The sequence below is a fragment of the Pseudomonas sp. R3-57 genome (assembly GCF_051132065.1).
In the GTDB taxonomy this organism is placed as follows: Bacteria; Pseudomonadota; Gammaproteobacteria; order Pseudomonadales; family Pseudomonadaceae; genus Aquipseudomonas.
The window spans coordinates 4,716,651-4,729,575 of the sequence record NZ_CP071655.1; the positions used below are offsets into that span (position 1 = coordinate 4,716,651).

The 12,925-nt window shown below is 61.9% G+C and carries 12 protein-coding genes; 3 read left to right on the forward strand and 9 right to left on the reverse strand.

Features of this window, described 5'->3' with window-relative positions; genetic code table 11:
- The first annotated feature begins 117 nt into the window (after positions 1–117).
- Complete coding sequence (locus J3P93_RS21235; protein ID WP_434591574.1) at positions 118–1,302, forward strand: colicin E3/pyocin S6 family cytotoxin; 1,185 nt, start codon at positions 118–120, stop codon at positions 1,300–1,302.
- Positions 1,299–1,523, forward strand: a complete 225-nt coding sequence (locus J3P93_RS21240; RefSeq protein WP_336355035.1) for a hypothetical protein — start codon at positions 1,299–1,301, stop codon at positions 1,521–1,523. The genes J3P93_RS21235 and J3P93_RS21240 overlap by 4 nt, the downstream gene beginning before the upstream one ends.
- A gap of 127 nt (positions 1,524–1,650) precedes the next feature.
- Here the strand turns inward: J3P93_RS21240 and J3P93_RS21245 are convergent, their stop codons facing one another.
- From J3P93_RS21245 to dinG, 6 genes are all read right to left on the reverse strand, one after another.
- Positions 1,651–2,115 carry a glycine zipper 2TM domain-containing protein gene (locus J3P93_RS21245; RefSeq protein WP_016771369.1) on the reverse strand — a complete coding sequence of 155 codons (465 nt, stop codon included), beginning with the start codon at positions 2,113–2,115 and terminating at the stop codon, positions 1,651–1,653.
- 179 nt (positions 2,116–2,294) lie between these two features.
- Positions 2,295–2,942 carry a pyridoxamine 5'-phosphate oxidase gene (gene pdxH / locus J3P93_RS21250; protein WP_434591578.1) on the reverse strand — a complete coding sequence of 216 codons (648 nt, stop codon included), beginning with the start codon at positions 2,940–2,942 and terminating at the stop codon, positions 2,295–2,297.
- Between the two features lie 24 nt (positions 2,943–2,966).
- A complete protein-coding gene (locus J3P93_RS21255) occupies positions 2,967–4,073 on the reverse strand; it encodes an OmpA family protein (RefSeq protein WP_434591581.1) in 1,107 nt (368 codons plus the stop codon).
- Positions 4,074–4,185: 112 nt separating this feature from the next.
- Entirely contained in the window at positions 4,186–5,331 is a 1,146-nt protein-coding gene (locus tag J3P93_RS21260; protein ID WP_434591584.1) for a serine hydrolase domain-containing protein, read from the reverse strand.
- Between the two features lie 215 nt (positions 5,332–5,546).
- Positions 5,547–8,021 carry a beta-galactosidase gene (locus tag J3P93_RS21265; RefSeq protein ID WP_434591587.1) on the reverse strand — a complete coding sequence of 825 codons (2,475 nt, stop codon included), beginning with the start codon at positions 8,019–8,021 and terminating at the stop codon, positions 5,547–5,549.
- Between the two features lie 95 nt (positions 8,022–8,116).
- Positions 8,117–10,261 carry an ATP-dependent DNA helicase DinG gene (dinG, locus tag J3P93_RS21270; protein ID WP_434591590.1) on the reverse strand — a complete coding sequence of 715 codons (2,145 nt, stop codon included), beginning with the start codon at positions 10,259–10,261 and terminating at the stop codon, positions 8,117–8,119.
- A gap of 98 nt (positions 10,262–10,359) precedes the next feature.
- On the opposite strand from dinG, the gene J3P93_RS21275 reads away from it, so the two are divergent.
- A complete protein-coding gene (locus J3P93_RS21275) occupies positions 10,360–10,818 on the forward strand; it encodes a CopD family protein (RefSeq protein ID WP_434591593.1) in 459 nt (152 codons plus the stop codon).
- A 113-nt stretch (positions 10,819–10,931) separates the two neighbouring features.
- Here J3P93_RS21275 and J3P93_RS21280 read toward each other — a convergent pair whose 3' ends face one another.
- From J3P93_RS21280 to J3P93_RS21290, 3 genes are all read right to left on the reverse strand, one after another.
- Positions 10,932–11,690 (reverse strand): collagen-like protein, encoded by a 759-nt coding sequence (locus J3P93_RS21280; RefSeq protein ID WP_434591596.1) that lies wholly within the window; start codon positions 11,688–11,690, stop codon positions 10,932–10,934.
- Positions 11,683–11,964, reverse strand: coding sequence for a DUF1145 domain-containing protein (locus tag J3P93_RS21285; RefSeq protein WP_434591598.1), 282 nt, complete (start codon positions 11,962–11,964; stop codon positions 11,683–11,685). The genes J3P93_RS21280 and J3P93_RS21285 overlap by 8 nt, the downstream gene beginning before the upstream one ends.
- 159 nt (positions 11,965–12,123) lie before the next feature.
- Positions 12,124–12,846, reverse strand: a complete 723-nt coding sequence (locus J3P93_RS21290) for an OmpA family protein (protein WP_093104040.1) — start codon at positions 12,844–12,846, stop codon at positions 12,124–12,126.
- Positions 12,847–12,925 lie beyond the last annotated feature (79 nt).

Sequence of the window (12,925 nt, forward strand, 5' to 3'; positions counted from 1 at the left end):
CTGATCGAACTATCCCCACGTCTTTAGCGACACGTCCTACAGCCATAATTTTCCTGCTTCGTTAACGTCGTGCAGCTCCTTTCGAGGGGCTGTCGATGATGAGCGAAGGGACGATCTGTGGCGCAGAACAAGGACATTCCCCGGGTGCAAAACCCACCGGCGGGCGACGGGCATCACGTTACCTGGCGGTATATGACGGCCACTGAACTGGCCGAGCGCGAAGCGCGACAAAACGCCTACGACGCGATGCTGGCCCGGCAAGAGGCGTTTGAGCGCAACCGGGAAGTGGCTGCCACAAAACCTGAAGCCGTGCGTGCTGGCTGCGTGTTTGCCAAGTCCTGCAAGTTGCCGGACGCAATCATCGACTACGCCAACCCTTCCGGCATGGTGCCGACCGACAGCCTGAAGGATTACGGCGAGCTGATCCTGCTCGGCGCTCGCGAGGCGGATGAAAGCGGCGGCGTGCCCCTCAAGAAAATCAGCGCCAATACCCTCCCCGTCGGGTTTGGCAGCCTGACGCTGGCCGGCTCGGCTTTCGAAGCGCTGCCAGCGCTGGTATCCAGCGCGGCGGTCGCGCCTTTGCTCGGGTTGGTTGCGCTGCTGATGCCTTCAAATCTGGGTGACAGTGCGCTGTATACCGATGAGCAACTGAGCACGCTCAAACAAGCCCGGACTCGCGTGCGCCTGCGTGTCGAACAGCAGGCCGATGGCACGCTCAAGGGGTACGGTTTCTACACCGGCAAGAACCGCGATTGGGAAATGGTCGATGTCGTGCAGTTCACCGCTCGCGGTGACCGGTTCGTTGCGGATCTGGGTGAAGGCATCGAACTGCTGTGGACGCCGGCAGTGGATGGCTCGGACATCCTCGGCATCCCGGCGCTAGAGGCCGCACCACAGGCTCCGCACATCTGGGTGTACCCGCCGACGAAAGCGGCGGACGGGATTCTTGTGAATCCGGTTTATCCGCCGGAGTACAAAGATTTCATTCTGGTGTTTCCCGCCGAAACGCGAATTAGACCGCTATATATTGTGGCCAGCATTTCACAGGGAAATTACCATCAAAAACCTAAAAACTTACCTGCATATCCCGATGCTCGATGGGCTCCTCCAAAAACACCAATAAAGGGTGGCGGAGGGTTACGCCCGCGATGGAAAGACAAAGAGGGATTAATTTTTGAATGGGATTTCCGGCACGGTGCGGTTGAGAAATATACAAAGCGTGGGAGGCATTTGGGGGAGTACAACCATGAAACAGGCGAACAGACGAAATCAGCAGATCCTACAAGAAGGATAGAACCATGAAGCATCGAATCATGGGCGTGGTAAAGGGTGACGACTCAGCTGTATTTGAGCAAGCGCTCCCCATCGCTACGTCCAATTTAAAAGTCATTATGGGTTGGAGTGCGAGAGACGACTCTCTTTACGATTACAAGCTGACGGAGCAACAGATCACTGATATTGAACAAGCATGCGCCGTAAACATGCCTCGACACCTTGACCTATATCTTTCCTCTGAAGACTAATGACTTAGGTATCACAGGGGCCTCGAATACTTCATGGGCACCTGCGCCAAATACTGATTGCTCAAATCACAAGCAAAAAAAAACCCCGACCAGCACCTGATCGGGGTTTTCTTCACCTGCATCCCGCTTAATGCGAAACGCGGCTGGTCCCGCCAACGGTGGAAATCCGTACCCGCTCGCCGACGCGGAACACTTCATTTTCCTGAACCTGCTGCACGTAGGCGCGCATGCTGCCGTCGTCTTCACGGACGGTGATTTCCACGCCTTGAGTACGGGTCAGGCCTTCTTCGGTGGCCGAGCCGAGCAAGCCGCCCGCCACTGCACCGATGACCGCGGCGACGATGCTGCCCTTGCCGCCGCCGATGGCGCTGCCGCCGACACCGCCGACCACTGCGCCAGCCGCGCCGCCGATCGGGGTCTTGGTGCCTTCGATTTTCACCGGACGCAGGGATTCGATAGTGCCCATGCGAATCGTCTGCACGCGACGTGCTTCGTCACGGGAGTAGGAGTCACCGGTCAGGCTCGACTGGCAGCCGGTCAGCAACATTGCCATGGTGGAAAAGGAAGCAACCAGCAGAACAGACTTACGCATAGCATCAACTCCAAAAGAACATGTGTTCATTAAACTCCGTGGCTTGGCGCCTGTCACGACACCTGCCGGATAAATTGGCTTCCATTCAGGCCAGGTACAGACGGCAGCGAACGTCCACTTACAGTAGCGGCAAATCAGCCATCCTGCGCCGCCGGCGGCTATCTCGCTCGGTAGACTGCTCAGGGTGCCAGTCGTTCAAGAATCCAGGCGGAGCCCTGCGCGCGGTAGTTGAGGCGATCATGCAGACGGCTCGGACGGCCCTGCCAGAATTCAATGCGCTCGGGCAGCAAGCGATACCCGCCCCAATGTGCCGGGCAGTCGGGTTGGCTGTCGGAGAAACGCTGTTCGGTGGCCTTGAGCAAATCTTCCAGTTCACCGCGACCGTTGATTACGCGGCTTTGCGGTGAGGCCCAGGCACCGAGACGACTGCCCAATGGCCGTACCTGGTAGTACGCATCGGATTCCTGCGGCGTGACCTTGACCACCCGCCCTTCGATACGCACCTGACGCTCAAGCGTCGGCCAAAAGAACGTCATGGCGGCGACTGGATTGACCGTCAGCTGCTGGCCCTTGGCACTGTCGTAATTGGTGAAGAAGGTAAAGCCGTGTTCGTCCAGGCCCTTGAGCAGCAGAATGCGGCAGTGCGGACGCCCGTCGGCATCAACCGTGGCCAGGGTCATGGCGTTGGCCTCGACCGGCGCCTGTTCGGTGTTCACCGCATCGGCGAACCACTGGTGGAACAGGGCGAACGGCTCGGCCGGGGCTTGCGCCTCGGTCAAACCATCGCGGGTGTAATCACGACGCATATCTGCCAGAGCCTGGGTCATGGCGCATTCCTTTTGATTAGCGGATCACTTTTTGGTGGCGTCTGTCGCAGCGACTTTCTTGTCGGTCGTGGCGGCTTTGGCTGGCGCGGTTTTCTTTGCAGCGGGTTTGGCCGGTGCCTTTTTCGCAGGTGCCTTGGCCGCAGCTTTCTTGGCCGGCGCCTTTTTCGCCGCTGGGACAGCGGCTTTTTTCGCGGCTGGAGCCGGAGTCGCTGGTTTGGCCGCTGGCTTGACGTCTTGCGCGGCGACCAGGGTCACTGGCTTCGGCGCTGGCATGTTGTATTTGCTCAACAGCGCAACCATGGTGTTTTGTGGGGTCACCAGCAACTCAACGCGACGGTTCAAGGCGCGGCCTTCAACGCTGTCATTGGCCGCACGCGGCGCTTCGGAACCCATGCCACGCAGCATCAGACGATCACGCTGCAGACCGCTGAGGCGGAAGATTGCCGCCACCGATTGTGCACGTTCCTGGCTCAGCTTGATGTTGGCCGGCGCGGCACCGCTGGTGTCGCTGTGGCCGAGCACCAGCACGGCGGTTTTCGGGTCGGCTTCGAGAATTTTCGCTACGCGGGTGAATGGGCCGAGGGTGACCGGCAACAGCATCGCCGGACGGTCCGGGTTGAACGAGCCCTCAACTGGCGCGGTGACGACCAGTACGTTGTCGCGGCGCTCGAGTTGCAGGTTGCTGTCCTTGACCGCTTCGCGCAGACGCGGCTCGTAGTCGTCGAGCCAGGCCTGAGTCACCTTCGGATCAGGCATCGGCACGGCTTTGGCGGGAGGTTGGTCTTTACCGCCGAACGGCCACCACCATTTGCCACTGGACTCGGCCTCAGCCTTGGCGACAGTGACCGGTTTTTTCACTTCCGGAGCAACTTCAGCCTTCAGGTCCGCTTTGGTCGCTTCATCTCTGGAACCGAACGGCCAGTACCACGGATTGCTGCTCTCAGTCTTGGCGACCGGTGCAGTCGCGGCAGGTTTCAACGGGGCCGGGGCCGGTGCAGGCTCCTTGGCCGCGACGGTGTCGGAAGAACCGAACGGCCACCAACTGCCGCCGTCCGCGTCGTTTTTCGGGGTCTGTGCGCAACCGGTGATCGCTACACACAGGGCCAGGGCGAGGGTCTTTTTAGATGACATTGAAAATCCACAAATGAAGTAATGAAAAATCAGAGCACTTTCGCCCGGATAAACAGCCGTTTTGAATCGAAAATCCTGTTGAGGTTCCGCCCCTGGAACCTCTATCAACGCTTTACAGACAGGTGGCAAGCACCCGCGCGAGCTTTTGCGCGCGCGGATCCATCAATACATACGGCCCAAGGGTATTTGTCACAAAACCGAACGCGACATCATGCTCAGGGTCAGCAAAACCGATGGAGCCGCCCGCGCCCGGATGGCCGAACGCGCCCGGACCGAGGCCGTAGGTGGCGTTGGGCACGTCCGGTTGGTCGAGCATGCAGCCGAGACCGAAACGCGTGCGAGTCAGCAACGTCTTGTCGTCACCGAGGCTGTGCTCACGGGTCAGCTCCTGGAGCATGTCGCTTTCGAGCAGGCTGCCATCGAGCAAGCCGGCATAAAAACCGGCCAGACTGCGCGCATTGCCGTGGCCGTTGGCCGCCGGTTGCTGCATGCGTCGCCACTCCGGCTTGTTGGTGCTGGTCAGCACCGAAGGCGGATTGGTGAATGCACGGGTGGTCATGGCCGTCGGCTCGCGCATGGTCACTTGCAGCAAACGCTGGGCTGCGGCGTCGCCGGGATTGCCTTTGCCGCGCGCAATGTGCGCCACACGATAAAATTCTTCGTCGGCCAGGCCGACATGGAAATCCAGCCCCAACGGCTTGGCCACTCGGGCGACGATGGACTCGCCCGGCCCACGGCCGTCAGCACGGCGCAGCAATTCGCCAACCAGCCAGCCATAAGTGATCGCGGCGTAACCGTGACCGGCGCCCGGCGTCCACCACGGTGCTTCGGCGGCGAGGGCATCGACCATGGTTTGCCATTCGTACAGAGCTTCTGGGGCGAGCAGTTCACGCAACGCCGGCAGGCCGGCCTGATGGCAGAGCAATTGGCGCAGGGTCACCGATTCTTTACCGGCAGCGGCGAATTCCGGCCAATAGCGGGCGACCGGTGCATCGAGTTGCAACTTGCCTTCGGCCACCAGTTGCAGCGCGGTGACCGCAGTAAACGTCTTGGTGCAGGAGAACAGATTGGCGATGGTATCGCTGTGCCAGGCTTCGGCACCGTCCTTGTCGGCGGTACCGGACCAGAGGTCGACAACGGTTTGTCCACCGACCTGAATGCACAGGGCTGCGCCGCGTTCCTGGGGATCGTCGAAGAGTGCGGCAAATGCTTCGCGCACTGCTTCGAATTGAAGCTCGTAATGACCCTGAATCTGCACCCGCAACTCCCCCGCGAAAACGCTCTACAAAGAGGCCCGCATTGTTCCAGCCCTTGAGGGATTTGGGAACAGGCGCGGGCCAGACGGTTGTTCTGGAAATTTTGTCGAGGCGGCTGACGCCTTCGCGAGCAGGCTCCCACATTGGATTCCAGCGACACCTCATATCCTTTGTGGGAGCGAGCCTGCTCGCGAAAAACGATAACGCGGTCTGAAACCTAGTGACCGTTACCGGAATGCCCACCCGCATGTCCGGCCCCTGCCGCCTTACCCGCCTCCCCTTTGCGCCCGCCCTCAGCCTCGTGAGCCGGGGCTTTCTGCGCTTCTTTACCCAGTTGCGCAAGCGCCTGCAGGTTGCTCTTGCGCACGGTTTCGACAAAACCCTGATACGGCAGATCTGTTACCCCGACCAGTCCGAAATGCCCGTTCTCGCCGTCAAGCAAACGCCCGGTTACCGGTTGGTCCAGATACTGGAACCAATGCACGCCAACGATCGACGGCTCGTTCAGTGCCTGTTTGAGGAAGTTGGCATAGGCCGGGCCGCGATCATCTTCGCGCGCGACTTGCGTGACACCGCCCCAGAGCGGGCCACGATCGGTCGAGCCGAAATTGAACTCGGTGATCAGCACCGGTTTGTCCAGCGCAGCGAGGGCGGCGAAGTCATGTCCATCCTGCGGTTTGAGCGTGTACATGTTGAAGCTCAGCACATCGCAATACTGCGCACAGGACGCCACGGCTTCCGGCGTGCTGACGGCGAAGCGCCCGCCGAGCAGCATCTGGTTCGGCGCGTGCCACTTCAAAGAGTCGGAAATGGTCTTGAAGTACGTGTCGGCAAAAACCTTCTGGAAGTATTTGAAATCAGCCTCGATTTCCGGGTGTTCCGGATTCGGCAGCGGCGGCACGAAGCCCGGATCTTCCATCAATTCCCACGCCGGCAGATCGATGCCCCAAGCCTTCGACAGCCCGGCCTGATTGCGGTACTTGTCGCGCAGTTGCTTGAGGAAGGCGCGTTTGGCCGGCACGTCGGTGGTCATTTTCAGCGTGCCGTAGGCGAGCGCGTAACGCGACTGCGGATCATCGCCGGGACCGGCCCAGGCCAGTTCGTTGTCGGCGTAATAGCCGATCAGCCACGGATCGTCGCGATGATCGCGGGCGGCAATCGCCACCGCACGTTCGGTAGCCATGGCAAAACGCGGATCGAACGGGTCGGGCATGCCGCCCCACCAGTCGCTGCCGGTACTGATGCTGGTGTAGTCGCCGACGATCGACAGCGGCAAGGTGTACGGCACGCGTTCGGCCTCGCCAAGCACCGGTGCGCTCCAGTTGCCGATGGTGTTGAAGCCCCAGGCTTGCAGACGATCAAGGGTGTGAGAGGCCCATTGCTGTTCGTCGACAGTCGCTTGGCACGGTGCGGCGGTTTCGGCGCGGGCGATCTGCGCCGCGTCGGTTTGAGCGGCTTCGGCCACGCCGGATTTCGGCTCGACGACAGCGACGGCGCCAGGCGCCGCGGTTTTCTCGGCGGACGTTTCGGCGGCTTCGGACTTGGCCGCCTCTGCCACGCCGGATTTGCCTTCGCTGTCCGCCTTGCACGGCGCACCGTACAGGCGTTGCAGGTTAGCGGAATAGAAGTCATACCAACGGCCATTGGCATAGCCTCGGCCCTGATCGACGCCATTGCCACCGCGATTGTCGCCCTCGCCAGAATGACTGGCCAGCGGTTCGTTCGGCTTGGGCAGCGCTTCGAACATGTATTCGCGACCGCTCACGTAGGTGCGATTGACGTCGGGGCTGACGGTGTTGACGCCGAGGGAGTAGAACGGATGTCCTTCAGGAGTCACCAGATACCAGCGGCCATCGCGCTTTTCGCTGCGGAAGAAACCGCTGGCCTTGAACGCCGGGCCCTGGTTCCAGCCGCCAAACTTGTCCAGCGACGACTTCTGGCGCTCGGCCATCCAGCTCTTCAGTTGCTGCTGTTCCTTGGCGGCGGCGGATTTCAGTTGTTGGTCATCGGCGACCTTTTCCGGCCACTTGCCGCGGGTCGATTGTCCATACGCGTCGACCAGATTGCCGTACACCGCCTGGTTGATCCCGTCGTCGCTCTGCACGCCGAAACGCTCGAGCAGCAGGCTCTGGGCAACCTTCGGCTGATCCATGGACAGGCTGACCGAGACCACTTGGCTGCGATCGATCACACCACTGCTGCTGGCCAGCAGGATGCGTTGACCTTCGACGGTCATCGGCATCGGCGGACCGGCCTTCATGCCCTGGCTCAACGGCGTGGTGGCGACCAAGGGCACCAGCAGCGTTTGCGCCGGACCGGCCGGCAGATCGACGCGGCTGACCAGGGTTTTGCCATCGTTGCTCTGAATCTGCACGTAAACCGTCACGGCCCAATCCATCGCGCTCTGCAGCCGCAGGGTCATCATGCCGGACTGCGACCAGTCCCAAGCGCCGGTCTGCGGCGTCAGGCGCAAGGTCGGGCGAGCCGCCGGGTTGAACGTGACGCGGCGCAGCACCTCGCCTTCTGCGGTCTGCTCGGCGTTGGCTTGTGGCAGATCGGCGTTTTCGGTGACAACCTTGACCACGTCGGCCGGGCGCACGAAGTTGAACAGGGTCTGTTGACCGGCAGGCGCGGCGCACAACGGCGCAGCGAAGATCAGGGCGAATACAGCGGGCAACGAACGGCGAATCATAAGAACGGAGTTCTCCCTAACGACCCATCAAGGCCAGTGGAAAAGCGGTGGCAAGGAGATAGACAACACGGTGGGCGAAACCGCCCACCGTTGTCTCAGGATATTTCGCGGCGGAACGGCGGCAGTGCGTTGAGGATCGCCTTGCCGTAGCGCTGGGTGACCAGGCGCCGATCAAGCAAAGTGATTGTGCCGCGGTCTTCTTCGGTGCGCAGCAGACGCCCGCAGGCCTGGACCAGTTTCAGCGAAGCGTCGGGCACCGAGATTTCCATGAACGGATTGCCGCCGCGGGCTTCGATCCATTCCGACAGCGCGGCCTCGACCGGGTCATCCGGCACCGAGAACGGGATCTTGGCGATCACCACGTGCTCGCAGTAAGCCCCCGGCAAGTCGACGCCCTCGGCAAAACTGGCAAGGCCGAACAGCACGCTGGAATCGCCGCCATCGACCCGCGCCTTGTGCTTGTTCAAGGTTTCCTGCTTCGACAGGTTGCCTTGAATGAATACTTGCTTGCGCCAGTCGCGGTCGAGGCCGTCGAACACGTCCTGCATCTGTTTGCGCGAAGAGAAGAGCACCAGCGTGCCGCGCGAGCCCTCGACCAGATCCGGCAATTCGCGAATGATCGCCGCCGTGTGCGCCGCCGCATCGCGCGGGTCGGCCTTCAGGTCGGGCACGCGCAACACCCCGGCATCGGCGTGATGGAATGGGCTCGGCACCACGGCGGTGACGGCTTTTTTCGGCAGACCGGCGCGCATGCGGAATCGGTCGAACGTGCCCAGCGCAGTCAGAGTGGCCGAGGTCACCAGACAGCCGTAAGCCACGTTCCACAGGCTGCGGCGCAAGGTTTCCGCCGCCAGAATCGGGCTGGCATTGACCTCGATGTCGAACAGCGAACCGCTTTCGGCGAGGGTCAGCCAGCGCGCCATCGGCGGGCTGTCTTCCGGATCCTCAGCGGTGAACGCGGTCCACAATTCCCAGTTGCCGGAAGCACGCGACAACAGGCTGCCGAACAGCGGATACCATTCTTCGGCCTGATTGCTGGCGATGCCGATGTTGACCTCGCCGTCCATGCCTTCCTTGAGCAGGTCGGTCAGGCGCTGGAACAGATCGTTGAGCCGCGAAAAGCCTTTCTTCAGCTCGATGCCCATTTCGCGCATGTGCTCCGGAATCACCCCGCCGACAAAGCGATGGCGTGGGCGCTCGCGGCCCTCGACGTCTTCACCGGGTTTGAAATCGGCCACCTGCTCGCAGGCGCTGAACATGAATTGCTGCTGCGCCTTGATCTCGCGCGCCAACTCCGGCACCTGCTCGATCAGCTTGCCCAGATCGCCCGGCAACGGGTGCTGAGCCAGCAGTTTGGTGAGGTTCTTGGCGGTGGTTTCCAGCCAATCGGCGGTGGAACGCAGGCGCGTGTAATGGGCGAAGTGGCCGATGGCCTTGTCCGGCAGGTGGTGGCCTTCGTCGAACACGTAAATGGTGTCGCGCGGATCCGGCAGCACCGCGCCGCCGCCCAGCGCCAGATCGGCCAGGACCATGTCGTGGTTGGTGACGATCACGTCGACCTTGCCCATGCCTTCGCGCGCCTTGTAGAACGCGCACTGGCCGAAGTTCGGGCAATGCCGGTTGGTGCACTGGCTGTGATCGGTGGTCAGACGCGCCCAATCGGCGTCTTCCAGCGCATTCGGCCAGCTGTCGCGGTCGCCGTCCCACTTATTGCCGGCGAGCTTTTCGATCATGCTGGTGAACAGCTTCTGGCTGGCCTCGTCGACCTCGATCCTGAAGCCTTCTTCTTCGAAGAGCTGCGCGGTGGCGGTCTGCGCGTGGCCTTCCTGCAACAGCATGTCGAGCTTGGACAGGCACATGTAACGGCCACGGCCCTTGGCCAGCGCGAAACTGAAATTCAGCCCGCTGTTGCGCATCAGGTCGGGCAAATCCTTGTAGACGATCTGCTCTTGCAGGGCCACGGTCGCGGTGGCTATCACCAGACGCTTGCCGGCCAGCTTCGCGGTCGGGATCGCGGCGAGGCTGTAGGCCACCGTCTTGCCGGTACCGGTGCCGGCTTCCACCGCGACAATCGCGGGGTCGCCACTGCGCCGGCCTTCGTCGTCAGTGTCGATATCACCGAGGACTTTCGCGATTTCGGCGATCATTAAGCGCTGACCGTAACGCGGCTTGAGGCTCTTGGCCTCTAGAAAACGCGAATAGGCGCCCTGGATCGTGGTTTTGAGTTCAGTGCTGATCATTGAGTGTCGGGCGCAAAAACGCTGGATAAATTTTCAGTGGTTTGATTCGGCGGCTATCATACCCCGCTAATCGATCCTGCGCAGAACGGAGTGCCCGAATGACACCTTTTAGCCTCGTTTACCCCCTGCATGTCCTCGCCGCACTGGTGTGGGTCGGCGGTATGTTTTTCGCCTGGATGGTCTTGCGCCCCGCGGCTGTGAAGGCCCTTGAGGGGCCTGCCCGACTGACCCTGTGGGTGGAAGTGTTTCAAGGTTTTTTCCGTTGGGTCTGGGTGGCGGTGATCCTCCTGCCGATCTCTGGCGTGGGCATGTTGCATCTGCAGCAGGTCGGGTTCGAAACCGCGCCGAAGTATGTGCAGGTGATGATCGGTTTGTATGTGGTCATGACCGCACTGTTCATCCGCATTCAGGGGCTGATGCTGCCTGAGCTGCGCAAAGCGGTAGAGACGCAGGACTGGCCGGCGGGTGCGGCAGTGCTGGGGCGGATTCGTCGGGTGGTGGGGATTAATCTGCTGGTCGGGGTGGTGCTGGTGGCGATTGCGGCGGCCCGGCCTTGATCGTTCCCACGCTCTGCGTGGGAATGCCGCAAGGGACGCTCTGCGTCCAGTGACGCGGAGCGTCGCGGGCTGTGTTCCTTTGCTGCGCGTGGGAACAATCAGCGGGTAGGCTTTTACAGGCGCTGCACAGTCACAGCCCCAGCCGCCCCCACCGGCCCGGGCTGTCCATCCGCGCCGGCCTTGCCGTTCTTGCCGCCATCGGCGCGATACACCAGGCAGCCCTTGGACTTGCCGCCCTTGCCCGCCTTGCCGCCAACGCCTGCCGGCCCACCGGCGCCGCCCGCCACGTTGACCTTGATCAGCTCGGCCGGAAATTCACGTGGTACTTCAAGGCGCACCAGCGCTCCCGGTGCACCTGGCTGGCCGTCACTACCGTTGCTGCCATCGGAACCATGCCCGGCGGCGCCATAGGTGCAACCCGGATCTTCGCCATTACCGCCGTCAAGCCCGACAAACCCCGGTGCACCGGTGCCGCCACGGGCGTCGACCAGCAACTGCGGCGCGTTCAACGCCTTGAATTGCAGATTCAGATTGCGTCCGGCACGGGCAGCCTTTTCATAAGTGCCCGGTGCCCCGCGCGCGGTGATCTGGCTACCTTCGCTGAGGTCGGCGCGCGCCACCTTCATTTCCAGCGCCTGTTCGGCCGGAACAATCGCAATGCGCGCTTCATGGCCGAGGCGCAATTCACCGACGTTCAATTCGGTCACGTTCGAGGGAATCAGCAAGGTGCCGTAATCGGCGACTTCCAGCTTCTCCAGTTGCAAGGTGCTGGCAGTGTTGGGCAGACGCATCAGCGAGTTGGCTTCGACGCTGACCACCTGGGCGCAGGCCAAGGGACTGATGAATGCAGCGAGCAGGCAGAGTTTACGCATGGGAAGAAGCCTCCGGAGCGGCCGGGGCCGGGATGGTTTGCAGGTGGAAGATGCCGAACAACAGGATGCGGCCACGATCACGCCAGGGATGCGGGCGACCTTTGAGGCTGCGGTTGCACAGCAGCACTTCAATGACATGAATCAGCAACAACAGGCCGCCGGCCAGATTGACCAGCAGGTGCAGCGGATGAACGAACGGCACCAGTTGATTGGCCAGCACCACGCAGCAGAACAGCAGGGTCAACAACCGCCCCAGCCACCAGAACACTTTCATACGCCCCCCGTGTTGCGAATTATTCTTTGCGCGCACAGTACCGGCTTCTACGGGGGATAAGCCAGAGGGTCAAATGAAAAAACTTCGCTGTGCCGCTAAATGGCTGCCGGCGCGATAACGATCGCCCGGCAGCTCTAGCCTGCGCCCTGCAGCGGCGCGCTAACGATTGATGTGCAATTCCACGCGACGGTTCTGCGCGCGCCCGTCATCCGTGGCGTTATCCGCCACCGGCTCGCTTTCGCCGCGCCCTTCGCTGGTCAGTTTGTTCGGCGCCAGGCCCTGACTGAGCAGATAGGACGCGACACTGCTGGCACGGCGTTCCGACAAGGCCTGGTTATAGGCGTCCGAGCCCTTGCTGTCGGTGTGGCCGATGACCTTGATGCTGACCACGTCGGCGTTGCGCAACTTGTCCATCAGCGTATCGAGCTGCGCCGTTGCAGCCGGGGTCAAGTCGGATTTGTCGAAATCGAACAGCACGTCGCCGGCATCGCTGAGGGTGATGACTTCCGTTTGCGGCGCCGGCTCCGGCGCTTTGGTCGCAGCCGGGTACACCGGCAGCGGGCAACCGCGATGATCGACCTCGGTGTTTTCCGGGGTATCCGGGCAACGGTCGCGGCGGTCGAATACACCGTCGCTGTCTTCATCGCCGTCCTGGGCGTAACAGATCAAGCCTCCGGTGAGGATGCCCAATGCCGCGCCGCCACCGGCCCAGCCAGCGCTTTCGATAGCGCCGAGGCCGCCACCGACCAGCCCGCCGAGAAGGCTGCAGATCGGCCATGTACGTTGATTGAGGGGTGCAGTGCCATCGCTGTGCGTGGCGCAACCGGTGAGCAGGCTGCCGAGCAGCAGTACCGGCAAGACGGACCTTGCGAAAACAGTCATGGTGAAAGCTCCTGTGTCACCGGCCCATACCGGTTACACAGGAGTAAAGACCCGCATCCGCGACTGCACAAGCCGCGGA